11 protein-coding genes and 4 pseudogenes are annotated in these 16,016 nt (G+C 70.5%); 10 read left to right on the top strand and 5 right to left on the bottom strand.

Annotated features, from left to right (window positions below):
- Positions 1-43: 43 nt before the first annotated feature.
- From SSP29_RS52310 to SSP29_RS00140, 3 genes and pseudogenes are all read right to left on the bottom strand, one after another.
- Positions 44-2,746, bottom strand: a complete 2,703-nt coding sequence (locus SSP29_RS52310) for a MinD/ParA family ATP-binding protein (RefSeq protein ID WP_438363778.1) — start codon at positions 2,744-2,746, stop codon at positions 44-46.
- A 615-nt stretch (positions 2,747-3,361) separates the two neighbouring features.
- Positions 3,362-3,490 (bottom strand): annotated as a pseudogene (locus SSP29_RS61500) (SCO5717 family growth-regulating ATPase); the annotation flags it as partial.
- 511 nt (positions 3,491-4,001) lie between these two features.
- A complete protein-coding gene (locus tag SSP29_RS00140; protein ID WP_089098392.1) occupies positions 4,002-4,295 on the bottom strand; it encodes a DUF397 domain-containing protein in 294 nt (97 codons plus the stop codon).
- Positions 4,296-4,566: 271 nt separating this feature from the next.
- On the opposite strand from SSP29_RS00140, the gene rpsO reads away from it, so the two are divergent.
- The 5 genes from rpsO (at position 4,567) to SSP29_RS00115 (ending at position 10,054) form a co-directional block, all read left to right on the top strand.
- Entirely contained in the window at positions 4,567-4,854 is a 288-nt protein-coding gene (gene rpsO / locus SSP29_RS00135) for a 30S ribosomal protein S15 (protein WP_089098391.1), read from the top strand.
- Between the two features lie 343 nt (positions 4,855-5,197).
- Positions 5,198-7,423, top strand: a complete 2,226-nt coding sequence (locus tag SSP29_RS00130; protein WP_089098390.1) for a polyribonucleotide nucleotidyltransferase — start codon at positions 5,198-5,200, stop codon at positions 7,421-7,423.
- On the top strand, positions 7,420-8,799 hold the full coding sequence (locus tag SSP29_RS00125; RefSeq protein ID WP_089098389.1) for a M16 family metallopeptidase: 1,380 nt from the start codon (positions 7,420-7,422) through the stop codon (positions 8,797-8,799). Before SSP29_RS00130 ends, SSP29_RS00125 begins: the two co-directional genes overlap by 4 nt.
- Positions 8,800-8,828: 29 nt before the next feature.
- Entirely contained in the window at positions 8,829-9,581 is a 753-nt protein-coding gene (gene dapB, locus SSP29_RS00120; RefSeq protein WP_089098388.1) for a 4-hydroxy-tetrahydrodipicolinate reductase, read from the top strand.
- Between the two features lie 20 nt (positions 9,582-9,601).
- Positions 9,602-10,054: a tetratricopeptide repeat protein gene (locus SSP29_RS00115; protein ID WP_089098387.1), complete on the top strand. Its 453-nt coding sequence runs from the start codon at positions 9,602-9,604 to the stop codon at positions 10,052-10,054.
- Positions 10,055-10,121: 67 nt separating this feature from the next.
- On the opposite strand, the gene SSP29_RS00110 is transcribed toward SSP29_RS00115, so the two are convergent.
- Together SSP29_RS00110 and SSP29_RS00105 are read right to left on the bottom strand one after the other, a co-directional pair.
- Positions 10,122-10,676, bottom strand: coding sequence for an SCO5741 family PH domain-containing membrane protein (locus tag SSP29_RS00110; RefSeq protein ID WP_089098386.1), 555 nt, complete (start codon positions 10,674-10,676; stop codon positions 10,122-10,124).
- A gap of 91 nt (positions 10,677-10,767) precedes the next feature.
- Positions 10,768-11,004 (bottom strand): hypothetical protein, encoded by a 237-nt coding sequence (locus tag SSP29_RS00105; protein WP_089098385.1) that lies wholly within the window; start codon positions 11,002-11,004, stop codon positions 10,768-10,770.
- 201 nt (positions 11,005-11,205) lie between these two features.
- Here SSP29_RS00105 and SSP29_RS59495 point away from each other — a divergent pair.
- The 5 genes and pseudogenes from SSP29_RS59495 to SSP29_RS00090 all read left to right on the top strand — a co-directional run.
- Positions 11,206-11,496: pseudogene (locus SSP29_RS59495) on the top strand (FAD-dependent thymidylate synthase); the annotation flags it as partial.
- A pseudogene (locus tag SSP29_RS00100) lies at positions 11,476-12,402 on the top strand (HNH endonuclease); the annotation flags it as partial. The pseudogenes SSP29_RS59495 and SSP29_RS00100, both read left to right, overlap by 21 nt.
- Positions 12,403-12,855, top strand: a pseudogene (thyX, locus tag SSP29_RS61495) (FAD-dependent thymidylate synthase); the annotation flags it as partial. It lies immediately after the preceding pseudogene.
- 229 nt (positions 12,856-13,084) lie between these two features.
- Complete coding sequence (gene dapA / locus SSP29_RS00095; RefSeq protein ID WP_089098383.1) at positions 13,085-13,984, top strand: 4-hydroxy-tetrahydrodipicolinate synthase; 900 nt, start codon at positions 13,085-13,087, stop codon at positions 13,982-13,984.
- A 163-nt stretch (positions 13,985-14,147) separates the two neighbouring features.
- Positions 14,148-15,833, top strand: a complete 1,686-nt coding sequence (locus tag SSP29_RS00090) for a ribonuclease J (RefSeq protein WP_089098382.1) — start codon at positions 14,148-14,150, stop codon at positions 15,831-15,833.
- The last annotated feature ends 183 nt before the right edge of the window (positions 15,834-16,016 follow it).

The raw sequence follows: 16,016 nt of genomic DNA, 5'->3' as shown, positions 1-16,016 counted from the left end.
GCGGCCGGTGCGGTGAGGCACCGGCCGCCCTTCGGCGTTTCGGCTACTGCTGCGGCGGCTGCCCCTGCGGGGGCTGGGGCGGCTGCTGCGGCTGCTGGGGAGCGGCCTGCGGGGGCTGGGGCTGCTGCGGGTAGCCGTACCCAGGCTGCGGCTGCGGCGGATACGGCTGTGCCGGCTGCGCCGGGTAGGGCTGGGCGCCGGGCTGGGGCTGGCCGTACAGCTCCTGCTGCGGCGCCTGTCCCTGCGGGGGCTGCTGCGGGTACGGCTGCTGCGGCGGGTAGGGCTGCTGCTGGGGGTACGGCTGTCCGGGCCCGTACGGTTGCGGCTGTCCGGGCGCGTAGTGCTGCTGGCCCGGCAGGGGCCGGCCGGGCATCGGCGGGGCGGCGACCGGCGGCGGGTTTCCGTCGCTGGTCCACAGGCCGTGCATCTGCTGGTGCCGTACGAAGTCCTCGGCGACCATCGCCGCGAGGTTGAAGTACGCCTCCCGCACCTTCGGCCGCATCATGTCGAGGTCGACCTCGGCACCGGCGGAGAGGTGCTCGTCGAAGGGGACGACCACGACACCCCGGCAGCGCGTCTCGAAGTGCTGCACGATGTCCTCGACCTTGATCATCTTGCCGGTCTCGCGGACCCCCGAGATCACGGTGATGGACCGCGACACCAGGTCGGCGTACCCGTGCGCGGACAGCCAGTCCAGCGTCGTACTCGCGCTGCTCGCCCCGTCCACCGACGGCGTCGAGATGATGATCAGCTGGTCGGCGAGGTCGAGCACCCCGCGCATGGCGCTGTACAGCAGACCGGTGCCGGAGTCGGTGAGGATGATCGGGTACTGCCTGCCCAGCACGTCGATCGCGCGCCGGTAGTCCTCGTCGTTGAACGTGGTGGAGACGGCCGGGTCGACGTCGTTGGCGATGATCTCCAGGCCGGACGGGGCCTGCGAGGTGAACCGCCGGATGTCCATGTAGGAGTTGAGGTACGGGATCGCCTGGACGAGGTCACGGATGGTGGCCCCGGTCTCGCGGCGCACCCGGCGGCCGAGCGTGCCGGCGTCCGGGTTGGCGTCGATGGCGAGGATCTTGTCCTGGCGCTCGGTGGCGAGGGTGGAGCCGAGCGCGGTGGTCGTGGTGGTCTTGCCGACACCGCCCTTGAGGCTGATCACCGCTATCCGGTAGCAGGACAGCACCGGCGTGCGGATCAGCTCCAGCTTCCGCTGCCGCTCGGCTTCCTCCTTCTTCCCACCGATCTTGAACCGGGAGGACGCGGCGGCGGGCCGGCCGCTCTTCGCCTTCTGCTTCTTGTTGTTGAGCAGTCGGTCGGAGGACAGTTCCACGGCGGCGGTGTAACCCAGCGGCGCGGCACCGGGGTTGGTCATCTGCCGCTGGTCGTGCTGCATGGGCTGCGGCCAGGCGGCACCGGCCCGGGGGTCGACGGGCGGCTGGGGCTGGGGCTGGGCAGCCTGCGGCTCGGGGGCCTGCGGGCTCGGCGGTGCCTGAGGCGCTTGCGCGGCGCGCGGGTCCTGGGGGGCGGCCTGCGGCGGCTGAGGCTGCGGGAAGCCGTAACCACCGGGCTGGACCGGAGGCGCCGGGGGCTGCGGGAAGCCGTAACCGCCCGGTGCCTGCGGCGGCTGGAGGGGGACGCCCGGCTGCGGGAAGCCGTAGCCGCCCTGGGCGTCGGGCGCGGGGGGCTGCGGGGCGTACGGCTGGCCGGGCTGCGGGGGTGCGGGCTGGTTCCAGGCGGCGGGCGCGGGCTGCGGTGCCTGCGGCTGGAACGGCTGCGGACCCTGCGCGGCGGCGGGCTGGGGCTGGGGCTGACCGGGCGCCGGCTCCGGTGCGGCCGGCTGGACCGGCCACTGGGCGGCGGGCGCGGGGGTCGCCGGCTGGTACGACGGAGGCAGCGGCGGGACCACCACCGGGGGCGTCGGCGGGGGAGTCCAGGCGGTGGGTACGGCGTCCTCGGGAGCCGGGGGCGCGTCCTGGGGCGGGGCCGGAGTCGTGGGGACGGCGGCCTGAGGTGCGGCGGTGGGCGCGTCCAGGGGCTCGGCCGGCTCCACGGCGGCTACGGCGTCCTCGGCCTCGGGGCGGTGCTCGTCGTCGTTGTCGTCCTGGGCGTCGACGACGGCCGCGTCCTGGGACTGGGACTCGCCTTCGTCCGTGTCGTCCGCCGGGACGGCTTCCCGGACGGGCTCGCCCGTCTCGGCCGTACCGTCGGCATCCGCATCCGCATCGGCGGCCTCGAACTCGGCGCGCGGATACCCGTCCTCGTTCTCGGCGTCCTCGGCGTCCTCGGCGTCCTCGGCGTCCTCGGCGTCCTCGGCGTCGTGGCTGTCCGCGTCGGCCGACGCGGACGGCTCAGGCGCCTCGTCGGCCTCGTCGGTGTCCTCGGGCTCCACCTCGGAGCTCACCGGAAGCGCGACGACGTCGGCCTCCCATTCGGCTTCCCCGTCCGCCTCTTCGGCGGCAGCCTGCTCGGCGGCCTCGGCCACCTCACGCTTCATCGCGACCGCGGAGAACCGCATCGTCGCGCCGCTCTCCAGGTCACCGTTGTCCGGCTCCGGCTCCGGCTCCGGCTCCGACGTCGGCTCCTCGGCGGTGACCGGCTGCGGCTCGAAACCGACCGGCAGCACAGGTACGGCGGCCGGGCCGCCGGCGGGCGGGGCGGGCGGAGTGAACGGCGCTGCGGGCGGGGCGGCCGGGGTGAACGGTGCTGTGGGCGGGGCGGCCGGTGCCCCGGCGTCCGCGCTCGGCACCGGCGGCGTGAACGGCGCACCCGGCGTGGCGGTGGGCGCAGGGGTGAAGGGAGCCCCCGGTGTTGACGCGGGCGGCGGGGTGAACGGTGCTCCGGGAGTTGACGCCGGCGGGGGCGTGAACGGCGCGCCGGGCGTCGTAACGGGCGGCGGCGTGGCCGGAGCGCCCGGCGTCGGAGCGCCCGGCCCCGAAGCCGCCGGCGGGGTGAACGGCGCACCCGGCGTGGCGGTGGGCGCAGGGGTGAAGGGAGCCCCCGGTGTTGACGTGGGCGGCGGGGTGAACGGTGCTCCGGGAGTTGACGCCGGCGGGGGCGTGAACGGCGCGCCCGGACCGGACGTCGGCGGAGAGGGGGGTGGCGGCGCGAAGGGCAGCCCGGGACCCGGCCTCCCGCCCCCCTGCTGGGCGTGCGGAGGAGGGGTCAGCCCGGGGATCGGCGCCCCCGGCGGGAACGGCGAACGGGGCGGCGCGGCAGGACCCGTACCGACACCCGCAGCACCCGTTCCGGCGCCCGGCCCGCTCTCCGCGCCGGAGGCGCCGGACGTGCCGGACGCGCCTGCGGAGCCCGCACCGGCGCCCGGATCACCGGCCGCCGGACCGGAACCGTCGGCCGCGTTCTGCGTGTACCAGGCGGGCGGCGCGTAGTCGATCGTGAACTCGCCCGTCATCTCGTTGAGGGACTCCGCGTCGGGCTGGTCATCGCCGGGTGTGGCCCAGCCCCCGCGGATCCCGTCCCGATCGCTGCTCACAGTTCCTCCTGGTGTGGTCGAGCACCCTCATGCCGTGCCGGCGCGACGACCATGTCGTGTCGTTCTCAGCATCCGTATTCGTGTGAGGTAGTCCGATCCACCGGCTCTCCCCCTCGGGAAACCGACGTCCTGTTCACGGTCCGGACGTCGCGCCCCCCTCCCAGCCTAATCACCACGAGCCGCACCTCGGCAGGCCCGTCCGCCTCTCGTCAGAGGTCCGCCTGGTCACACCCTGCCCGGAAGTGGTGTGCGGAGCCTTCGTATTGCCGAACAGGCGATGAACAAAACGGGCAAGAGCCGTCAGTTCGGGTACCAGTTGGCGTCTGCCATCCTGGCCGCCCTCGCCATGAGTCCCCTGTGACGCAGAGGGCCCGGGTGAGGTCGGGTTCGCGTGAGCGCGCAGGAAACGGACGAACTGGCCCCGAAAAAGGGGACATTGCGCATTGAAGGGGCGGCACGCGCGCGTGCCGCCCCTTCAATGTCGCCGGTCACCGGACGGCCGGGCCACCGTTCACTGCGCGGCCAGACCGCCGTTGCGCTCGTTCGGCTCCAGGTCGAACTCCCCGTCCCGCGCACCCAGCACGAACGCCCGCCACTCCGCCTCCGTGTACCGCAGCACGGTGCCGTGGTCGAGCGAGGACCGCATGGCCACCGCACCCTCGGGCAGGTAGGCGATCTCGACCCGCTCCTCGTCCTGCTCGGTACCGGGCGCGCACTGCCACTCGACGCCCGAGATGTCGAGCGCGTAGAGCTCGTCCCGTTCCCGCTCCTTGCGCGCCTTCATCTCCTCAGCCGTCTCGCTCATCCCGCAGCGACCCCTTCCCCTCGTACATGGGCTGTGACCGTCACACTACTGGCGGTCGTACCGGGCTCGTACTTTCTTCCACAACCCCAGGACAGAGCCCCCCTCCGGCACTGGTACCCTGGACGACGGCCGTTTGTGTACGCACCCCCGGAGTCCCCCGTGGACCCTGGAGGCAGTGCCCAGCGGATCCCCGCCTCCCGAGTAACGGAAGCTCCCCCGAGACAAAGACCGGGGGCACTCGGTGGCCATGCAAAGACTACGAGGAGTACGCGTGTCGCTCGACGCCGCTACGAAGAAGCAGATCATCACCGAGTTCGGTACCAAGGAGGGCGACACCGGCTCCCCCGAGGTCCAGGTCGCCATGCTGTCGCGTCGGATCTCCGACCTGACGGAGCACCTCAAGGTCCACAAGCACGACCACCACTCCCGTCGTGGTCTGCTGATCCTGGTCGGTCAGCGCCGTCGCCTCCTGCAGTACCTGGCGAAGAAGGACATCCAGCGCTTCCGTGCGCTGGTCGACCGCCTGGGCATCCGCCGCGGTGCGGCGGGCGCCAAGTAAGACGCCGTGAAGGGAGCGGTTCCCGGAGAGACACCCGGGGCCGCTCCCTTTGCCGTACGTGCGGAAACGTGCGGAGTGTCACTCACGCTTTGTAGTGTGGTAGCAGGACGCAATACGCACGACACAGCACGACAGCTGACACAGCAGGACAACGAACAAGGAGAAGCGCACCCAAGCCGCCGCCGGTCCTCGGTAGTGGCCCCCGGGGGGAAGCGAGCCCCGGGTGCTTCGATCGAAGACCGGCCCGCACAGCACGGCGCGCTTCTCCGTAACCGTCCCCCCGCCACACGGGCGGACCGGGACAAAAGACGTAACGCAGACGAAAGTAACGGAGAAAACGCTAGTGGAGAACGAGACCCACTACGCCGAGGCCGTCATCGACAATGGCGCCTTCGGCACCCGCACCATCCGCTTCGAGACGGGCCGCCTGGCCAAGCAGGCCGCCGGCTCCGCCGTGGCGTACCTGGACGACGACACCATGGTGCTGTCGGCCACCACCGCCTCCAAGAACCCCAAGGACCAGCTCGACTTCTTCCCCCTCACGGTGGACGTCGAGGAGCGGATGTACGCCGCCGGCAAGATCCCGGGTTCCTTCTTCCGCCGTGAGGGCCGGCCGAGCGAGGACGCGATCCTCACCTGCCGTCTGATCGACCGCCCGCTGCGCCCGTCCTTCAAGAAGGGCCTGCGCAACGAGATCCAGGTCGTCGCCACCATCATGGCGCTCAACCCCGACCACCTGTACGACGTCGTCGCGATCAACGCCGCGTCCGCGTCCACCCAGCTGGCCGGTCTGCCCTTCTCCGGCCCGATCGGCGGCGTCCGCGTCGCGCTGATCAACGGCCAGTGGGTCGCCTTCCCGACGCACTCCGAGCTCGAGGACGCCGTCTTCGACATGGTCGTCGCCGGTCGCGCCCTGGAGGACGGCGACGTCGCGATCATGATGGTCGAGGCCGAGGCCACCGACAAGACCATCCAGCTGGTCAAGGGCGGCGCCGAGGCGCCGACCGAGGAGGTCGTCGCCGCCGGTCTGGAGGCCGCGAAGCCCTTCATCAAGGTCCTCTGCAAGGCGCAGGCCGACCTCGCCGCGAAGGCCGCCAAGCCGACCGGCGAGTTCCCGATCTTCCTCGACTACCAGGACGACGTCCTGGAGGCGCTGTCCGCCGCCGTCCGCCCGGAGCTCGCCTCCGCGCTGACCATCGCGGGCAAGCAGGAGCGCGAGGCCGAGCTGGACCGCGTCAAGGGTCTGGCCGCCGAGAAGCTGCTCCCGGAGTTCGAGGGCCGCGAGAAGGAGATCTCCGCCGCGTACCGCTCGCTCACCAAGCAGCTGGTCCGCGAGCGCGTGATCAAGGAGAAGAAGCGCATCGACGGCCGTGGCGTCACGGACATCCGTACGCTCGCCGCCGAGGTCGAGGCCATCCCGCGGGTGCACGGCTCCGCCGTGTTCGAGCGTGGCGAGACCCAGATCCTGGGCGTCACCACCCTGAACATGCTCCGGATGGAGCAGCAGCTGGACACCCTCTCCCCGGTGACCCGCAAGCGCTACATGCACAACTACAACTTCCCGCCGTACTCCACCGGCGAGACCGGCCGCGTCGGCTCCCCGAAGCGCCGCGAGATCGGTCACGGCGCCCTCGCCGAGCGCGCCCTGGTCCCGGTCCTGCCGACCCGCGAGGAGTTCCCCTACGCGATCCGCCAGGTCTCCGAGGCGCTGAGCTCGAACGGCTCGACGTCCATGGGTTCGGTCTGCGCCTCCACCATGTCGCTGCTGAACGCCGGTGTGCCGCTGAAGGCCCCCGTCGCCGGTATCGCCATGGGCCTGATCTCCCAGGACATCGACGGCGAGACGCACTACGTCACCCTCACCGACATCCTCGGTGCGGAGGACGCCTTCGGTGACATGGACTTCAAGGTCGCCGGCACCAAGGAGTTCGTGACCGCCCTCCAGCTCGACACCAAGCTGGACGGCATCCCGGCCTCCGTCCTGGCCGCCGCCCTCAAGCAGGCCCGGGACGCCCGCCTCCACATCCTCGACGTGATGATGGAAGCGATCGACAAGCCGGACGAGATGTCCCCGAACGCGCCGCGGATCATCACCGTGAAGATCCCGGTCGACAAGATCGGTGAGGTCATCGGCCCCAAGGGCAAGATGATCAACCAGATCCAGGAGGACACCGGCGCCGAGATCACCATCGAGGACGACGGCACCATCTACATCGGTGCCGCCGACGGCCCCTCCGCCGAGGCCGCCCGCACCACGATCAACGGCATCGCCAACCCGACGATGCCCGAGGTCGGCGAGCGCTACCTCGGTACGGTCGTGAAGACGACCACCTTCGGTGCGTTCGTCTCCCTGCTGCCCGGCAAGGACGGTCTGCTGCACATCTCGCAGATCCGCAAGCTGGCCGGCGGCAAGCGCGTGGAGAACGTCGAGGACGTCCTCGGCGTGGGCCAGAAGGTCCAGGTCGAGATCGCCGAGATCGACTCCCGCGGCAAGCTCTCCCTGATCCCCGTGATCGAGGGCGAGGAAGAGGCTTCCGCCGAGGACGCAAAGGACGACACCGACAAGTGACGTCGAGCAGCTCCACGACGACGGCCCGCACCTCTCCGGAGGCGCGGGCCGTCGCCCGTACCCAAACCCTGATCAAGGGCGAGAACGGCATCGGCACGGTCCGCAAGACCACCCTCCCGGGCGGCTTGCGCATCGTCACCGAGACCCTGCCCTCGGTCCGCTCCGCGACCTTCGGCATCTGGGCCCACGTCGGCTCCCGCGACGAGACCCCGACCCTGAACGGCGCCACGCACTACCTGGAGCACCTGCTCTTCAAGGGCACCACGCGCCGCTCCGCGCTGGACATCTCCTCCGCCATCGACGCGGTCGGCGGCGAGATGAACGCGTTCACGGCGAAGGAGTACACGTGCTACTACGCACGCGTGCTCGACACCGACCTGCCGCTCGCCATCGATGTCGTCTGCGACATGCTGACCGGCTCGCTCATCCTTGAGGACGACGTCAACGTCGAGCGGGGCGCGATCCTCGAAGAGATCGCCATGACCGAGGACGACCCCGGCGACTGTGTGCACGACCTGTTCGCGCACACCATGTTCGGCGACAACGCCCTCGGCCGCCCGGTCCTCGGCACCGTCGACACGGTCAACGCCCTCACCGCTGACCGCATCCGCCGCTTCTACAAGAAGCACTACGACCCCACCCACCTGGTGGTCGCGGCCGCCGGCAACATCGACCACAACAAGGTCGTACGCCAGGTCCGCGCGGCCTTCGAGAAGGCCGGCGCCTTCAAGAACGCCGAGGCGTCCCCCATCGCCCCGCGCGACGGCAGCCGTACGATCCGCACCGCGGGCCGCGTCGAGCTCCTCGGCCGCAAGACCGAACAGGCGCACGTCGTCCTCGGCATGCCCGGCCTCGCCCGCACCGACGACCGCCGCTGGGCCCTCGGTGTGCTCAACACCGCCCTCGGCGGCGGCATGTCCTCCCGGCTCTTCCAGGAGGTCCGCGAGAAGCGCGGCCTTGCCTACAGCGTGTACTCCTACACCTCGGGCTTCGCCGACTGCGGCCTGTTCGGCGTCTACGCCGGCTGCCGGCCCTCGCAGGTGCACGACGTGCTCAAGATCTGCCGGGACGAGCTCGACCAGGTCGCCGAGTACGGCCTGCCGGACGACGAGATCGGCCGTGCCGTCGGCCAGCTCCAGGGTTCCACGGTCCTCGGCCTGGAGGACACCGGTGCGCTGATGAACCGTATCGGCAAGAGCGAACTGTGCTGGGGCGAGCAGATGTCCGTCGACGACATGCTGGCCCGGATAGCGGCGGTGACCCCGGACGAGGTCCGCTCGGTCGCCCGCGACATCCTGGGACAGCGCCCGTCGCTGTCGGTCATCGGCCCGCTCAAGGACAAACAGGCCGCCCGCCTGCACGACGCCGTCGCCTGACACACCACCGGTAAGGAACGAAGACGAAGATGAGCAAGCTGCGCGTGGCGGTCCTCGGCGCCAAGGGCCGGATCGGCTCCGAGGCGGTCAGGGCGGTCGAGGCCGCCGAGGACATGGAGCTGGTCGCCGCCCTCGGCCGGGGCGACAAGCTGGAGGCGCTGGCCGACTCAGGCGCCCAGGTCGCGGTCGAACTCACCACCCCCGCCTCGGTGATGGGCAACCTCGACTTCTGCGTACGCCACGGCATCCACGCCGTCGTCGGCACGACGGGCTGGACCGACGAGCGCCTCGCGCAGCTGACGGGCTGGCTGGACCAGTCCCCGGAGACCGGCGTGCTCATCGCCCCGAACTTCTCCATCGGCGCCGTGCTGACGATGAAGTTCGCCCAGATCGCCGCGCCGTACTTCGAGTCGGTGGAGGTCGTCGAACTCCACCACCCGAACAAGGTCGACGCCCCCTCCGGCACCGCCACCCGCACCGCCCAGCTGATCGCCGACGCCCGCCGCGCGGCCGGCACCGCCCCGGCCCCGGACGCCACGGTGACCGCCCTGGACGGCGCGCGCGGTGCGAACGTCGACGGGATCCCCGTCCACGCGGTCCGCCTCCGCGGCCTCCTGGCCCACCAGGAGGTCCTCCTCGGCGGCGAGGGCGAGACCCTCACCATCCGCCACGACTCCCTCCACCACAGCAGCTTCATGCCGGGCATCCTGCTCGGCGCCCGCCGGGTGGTGACCACTCCGGGCCTGACCTTCGGCCTGGAGAACTTCCTGGACCTGGGCTGAGCCCCGGAAGGCCCCTGCTCATGCGCGCGAAGCTCTCCTACGCCCTCACGGCCGCCGTCCTGCTCTTCTACTTCGTCCTGGTCGGCAGCCGGGGCGTGATGCTCATCCAGACCGGCACGGTCCTCACCGTCACCTTCGGGGTGGCGGTGCTGATCCTGCCGGTGATCGGCCTGTGGTTCCTGTGGAAGAACACCCAGTTCGTCCGCAGGGCCAACGCCCTCTCCGCCGAACTCGACGCCGAGGGCGGCCTGCCCGTGGACGAGCTGAGGCGCACGCCCGGCGGCCGGATCGACCGGGACTCGGCCGACGAGGTCTTCGCCAAGCGCAAGGCCGAGACCGAGGCCGCGCCCGAGGACTGGCGCAGCTGGTTCCGCCTCGCCGTCGCCTACCACGACGCCCGGGACACCCCGCGCGCCCGCAAGGCGATGCAGCGCGCCATCGCCCTGCACGACGGCAAGCCGGTCGAGGCCTGAGCAGCCGTCGTACGACGAAGGGGGCCGACCCGCGCACTGCGGACCGGCCCCCTTCGCGCATGTACTCCTACCGGCGCCGGTACTCGGCCGCCCACGCCTCCACCGCGTCCGCCGCCCGGTCGAAGGCCGACATCCGGCCCACGAAGTCCATCCCGTGTGTGGTCAGCAGCGGGCCGGTGTCCTCCTGCGACCGGTCCTTGCGCACGAGGGTCAGCGCCTGCCCCTGCACGGTCCGCGGCAGACCGAGCCAGCGCACCGGCTGCTGCGCCGTACGCACCGAGACCACCCGCTTCCAGGGCACCGTCCGGGTGTACAGCAGACCCACCTGGCGCACTCCGTGCGCGCTCACCCACACGCCCATGCGCAGTATCCGCAGCGCGGCGGCGATGATCAGCAGGGCGATGCCGAGGACCGCCCCGGCGGAGGACAGCGAGCCGGTCAGGGCCAGGGCGACCGCCGCGAACAGCACGAACGAGGCGAGCAGCAGCCACAGGGCGGCCCCGCCGACCCGCCACGGCCCGGGCCGGTAGGGGCGGCGCCAGCGGTCCCGGTCGTCGTACGGCAGGGCGTTGTCGAGTGCCGCGTCATAGGGGCGGTCGGCCGTCAGGAAGGGCAGGGGCACGGCTGGTCCTCACTCAATCCATGCGTGGGCTGTGCCCGGTGAGGCTATCCGCCCGTGTCCCCGCCCACCACTCACGGGGGTCCGGAAGAGTTCAGCGCCCCTGGGAGGCCTGCGACTGCTGGGTCCCGGTGTCGGACGGCGTGGACAGCGCCGGCATACCGAGCACCAGCGAGCCCACGAGCCCGGCCACGATGGTGAGCCCGAGCAGCCACCGCCCGGCTATCTGACTCCCGGACGACCGCTGGCGGGGCGGGGGAGCGACATTGCTGCGGAACCTGTCGGCTTCGGCGAGGAAGGCGAACGGGACTGGTTCGCGCCGACCGAACATGGGCGGTGCATCCCCTCTCGGGATCGAACGACTGTCTGTCATCTACACAGACGGGCGAGTGACCCCAAAGGTGCCCGGTTTCACCGAATTCACAGAAATTCGCCGGTGTATGTCGCGCCCCGGCACCGAACGCCCCGTTGTCGGTGCCGGGCCGTAGAGTGGGCGCCGCCCGAGAGAAGTGATGGAAGGACCCTCCGAGCCGTGACCGACACCCCCGCCGACGACCTCAAGCCCAGCTTCCGGAGCGATGTCACCGTCGACCTGGTCAAGCACAGCGCGGCCGACTCCGACGTGCTGTGGGCCGCACGCGTCTCCACCGCCGGCGAGCAGTCTCTGGAAGAGCTGACGAAGGACCCGGAGCGCTCCAAGGGCCTCATCAACTACCTGATGCGGGACCGGCACGGCAGCCCCTTCGAGCACAACTCGATGACCTTCTTCATCAGCGCACCGATCTTCGTCTTCCGCGAGTTCATGCGGCACCGGGTGGGATGGTGCATCGCCGGGGACACGGAGATCACCCTGGAGAGCGAGGCCGGTCACCTGCGCCGACGCACCATCGCCGAGCTGTACGAGCTCTGGCACCTCGGCGTCGAGGACCGTCTGCCGCACTCGGCCGGGGGCGTGACGTGGCACAGCCGGGCGGGCAAGTGGATGGCCCAGGTGCGGCGCGGTGACACCGACCACTACCTCGGCCTGTACGAGAACCGCGAGGCGGCCGAGTCCGCCGTCGCGGAGTTCCGGGAGCTGCACCCCAGCACCCGCATCCGCAAGCTCGAATCGGTCCGCCGTAACCATGTGCGCTGCTACGACGAGGAAACCCTGCTCGCCCAGCGGGCGAGGATCGTCGATGTGATCGAGTCGGGCGTGAAGCCGCTCGTCAAGATCACCACCGCCTCGGGCAAGACCCTCCGCTGCACGGTCGACCACGCACTCTTCACCCCCGAGGGCTGGTGCAAGGCGGGAGAGCTCACCGTCGGGGATGCCGTCCTGGTCGCCGGTACGGCGCCGCGCCCGTCGCAGGGGCTGGTCCCGCCGAGCCTGCGCCGCGGCATCGGCGTATGGACCTCGATGCAGCGCGAGCGGCTCATCAAGGAGACCGACACCTGCCACCTGTGCGGTCAGGACTTCCCGCGGGAGCAGCTCGCCCTGGACCACGTCGTCCCGGTGGCCGGTGACCTGCTCCAGGCCCTCGACGAGAAGAACCTCGCTCCGGCCTGCGAGCCGTGCCATGCGACCAAGAGCGCGGGGGAGCAGGCGCTGGCCCAGCGCGGCGGCGAGATCGCCAAAGCGGTGCCGGACCAGGTCGTCGCCATCGAGGCGGACGGCGAGGAGATGACCTACGACCTCTCCGTGGAAGGCCCCTGGCACAACTTCCTCGCGAACGGCTTTGTCGTCCACAACTCGTACAACGAGGAGTCGGGCCGCTACCGGGAACTCCAGCCGGTCTTCTACGTCCCCGGCGAGGACCGCAAGCTGGTGCAGCAGGGGCGTCCGGGCAAGTACGAGTTCGTGCCGGGCACCGAGGCCCAGCAGGAGATCGTGGAACGCTCGATGCAGGAGTCGTACATCCAGGCGTACGAGCGCTACCAGGAGATGCTCGCCGCCGGTGTCGCCCGCGAGGTCGCCCGTGCGGTGCTGCCCGTCGGTCTCTTCTCCTCGATGTACGCCACCTGCAACGCCCGCTCGCTGATGCACTTCCTCGGGCTGCGTACCCAGCACGAGCTGGCCAAGGTGCCGTCCTTCCCGCAGCGGGAGATCGAGATGGTCGGCGAGAAGATGGAGGCGGAGTGGGCCAGGCTCATGCCGCTCACCCACGCGGCCTTCAACGCCAACGGCCGGGTCGCGCCGTAGCCCGGACGAGGCCCGTCGATCGCGCTTCTTGTCGTGCTCGGCACAGATGTACGGGTCAGCCTCGAGAAGTGTCCGTATTGCGGCATTTAGCGAAGTTCATCTAGCCTGATCAAACGGACCCGGCACTGCTTGAACCCCCGAGCAGGCAGTGCCGGGCTCCGCATTTGTCCGGACTTTCCCCGCACCCCAAGGGCAGACCGTGCCGTGAGCACCGAGTAGCGTGTAACCCATGGCTCCGACCTCCACTCCGCAGACCCCCTTCGGGCGGGTCCTCACCGCCATGGTCACGCCCTTCACGGCGGACGGCGCGCTCGACCTCGACGGCGCACAGCGGCTCGCCACCCACCTGGTGGACGCAGGCAACGACGGCCTGATCATCAACGGGACCACCGGCGAGTCCCCCACCACCAGCGACGCGGAGAAATCGGACCTGGTACGAGCCGTACTGGAGGCGGTCGGCGACCGCGCCCATGTCGTGGCCGGAGTCGGCACCAACGACACCCACCACAGCACCGAGCTGGCCCGCCAGGCAGAGCGCGACGGCGCACACGGCCTGCTGGTCGTCACGCCGTACTACAACAAGCCCCCGCAGGAGGGCCTGTACCGGCACTTCACGGCCGTCGCCGACGCCACCGGGCTGCCCGTCATCCTCTACGACATCCCCGGCCGCAGCGGCGTCCCGATCAGCACCGAGACGTTCGTCCGCCTCGCCGAGCACCCGAGGATCGTCGCCAACAAGGACGCCAAGGGCGACCTCGGCCGCGCGAGCTGGGCCATCGCACAGTCCGGCCTCGCCTGGTACTCCGGCGACGACATGCTGAACCTGCCGCTGCTCTCCGTGGGCGCGGTCGGCTTCGTCTCGGTCGTCGGCCACCTGGTCACCCCCGACCTGCGGGCCCTCGTCGACGCGTACACCTCGGGTGACGTCGTCAAGGCCACCGAGATCCACCAGAAGCTGCTCCCGGTCTACACCGGCATGTTCCGCACCCAGGGAGTCATGACCACCAAGGCCGCGCTCGCCCTCCAGGGACTGCCCGCAGGACCCCTGCGCGCACCCATGGTCGAATGTTCGGCCGAGGAGATTGCCCAGCTCAAGATCGATCTTGCCGCCGGCGGGGTACAACTCTGACAACAGACTTCTGCGCGGCCGTCCGCGCAGCAACGCTTCACAACTGAAGAAGCGGGACCACCGGTGCCCGCACCCTGCAAGGACAACGACAACTGCTTATGCACGAACGTCACGCACGCCACGTGCCCGACCGGTACGTGGCGTGCGTGGTGAGGAGAGTCTTTTGAGTCATCCGCATCCTGAACTCGCCCCGCCGCCGAAGCTCCCCGAAGGCGCCCTGCGCGTCACCCCGCTGGGCGGGCTCGGCGAGATCGGCCGAAACATGACCGTCTTCGAGTACGGCGGCCGTCTGCTGATCGTCGACTGCGGAGTGCTCTTCCCCGAGGAGGAGCAGCCCGGAATCGACCTGATCCTGCCGGACTTCTCATCCATCCGGGACCGCCTCGACGACGTCGAGGGCATCGTCCTCACCCACGGCCACGAAGACCACATCGGCGGCGTCCCCTTCCTCCTCCGCGAGAAGCCGGACATCCCGCTCATCGGCTCCAAGCTGACCCTCGCCCTCATCGAGGCCAAGCTCCAGGAGCACCGCATCCGCCCCTACACCCTGGAAGTGGCGGAGGGACGGCGCGAGCGCGTCGGCCCCTTCGACTGCGAGTTCATCGCCGTCAACCACTCCATCCCGGACGCCCTGGCCGTGGCCATCCGCACCCCGGCCGGCATGGTGGTCCACACCGGCGACTTCAAGATGGACCAGCTTCCGCTGGACGGTCGTCTGACGGATCTACACGCGTTCGCACGGCTGAGCGAGGAAGGCATCGACCTGCTCCTCGCCGATTCGACGAACGCCGAGGTCCCGGGATTCGTCCCGCCCGAGCGGGACATCTCCAGCGTCCTGCGCCAGGTCTTCGCCGGTGCGCGCAAGCGGATCATCGTGGCGAGCTTCGCCAGCCATGTCCACCGCATCCAGCAGATTCTGGACACGGCCCACGAGTACGGCCGCCGCGTCGCCTTCGTCGGCCGCTCCATGGTCCGCAACATGGGCATCGCCAGGGACCTCGGCTACCTGAAGGTCCCGCCGGGCCTGGTGGTCGACGTCAAGACGCTCGACGACCTCCCCGACCACGAGGTGGTCCTGGTCTGCACGGGCTCCCAGGGCGAACCGATGGCCGCCCTGTCCCGGATGGCCAACCGCGACCACCAGATCCGCATCGTCGACGGTGACACGGTCATCCTGGCCTCGTCACTCATCCCCGGAAACGAGAACGCGGTCTACCGCGTCATCAACGGCCTGACCCGCTGGGGCGCCAACGTCGTCCACAAGGGCAACGCCAAGGTGCACGTCTCCGGCCATGCCTCCGCCGGTGAGCTGCTGTACTTCTACAACATCTGCCGGCCGAAGAACCTGATGCCGGTCCACGGCGAATGGCGCCACCTGCGCGCCAACGCGGAGCTCGGCGCCCTCACCGGCGTCCCGCACGACCGCATCGTCATCGCCGAGGACGGCGTCGTCGTCGACCTCGTCGGGGGCAAGGCCAAGATCTCCGGCAAGGTCCAGGCCGGTTACGTGTACGTCGACGGCCTTTCCGTCGGCGACGTCGGGGAGCCGGCCCTCAAGGACCGCAAGATCCTCGGCGACGAGGGCATCATCTCGGTCTTCGTCGTCGTCGACTCGTCCACCGGCAAGATCACGGGTGGTCCCCATGTCCAGGCCCGCGGCTCCGGCATCGACGACTCGGCGTTCGCCGACGTCATGCCGAAGATCTCGGAAGTCCTGGAACGCTCGGCCCAGGACGGCGTCGTCGAACCCCACCAGCTGCAGCAACTCATCCGGCGCACCCTCGGCAAGTGGGTCTCGGACAGGTATCGCCGCAGGCCGATGATTCTCCCGGTGGTCGTGGAGGTCTGACGCGCGTACAGCGTTCGTACGACCCCTCGTACGCGTGAACCAGGAGCGGGGCGCCTCGATTTGCATCGAGGCGCCCCGCTCCAGTACGTTTACGGCTCCGCCCAGCCGGGAACCCCAGTGCTTCATGCGCTGGATCCAGGTACCCCGGACCGGGTGGAAATTCCGACTCAGAACTTCTGATAA

Source organism: Streptomyces hyaluromycini, from assembly GCF_002217755.1.
Classification (GTDB): Bacteria; Actinomycetota; Actinomycetes; order Streptomycetales; family Streptomycetaceae; genus Streptomyces; species Streptomyces hyaluromycini.
The sequence above is the reverse complement of the archived record's forward strand: the minus strand, read 5'-3'. Positions and strand labels throughout refer to the sequence as shown.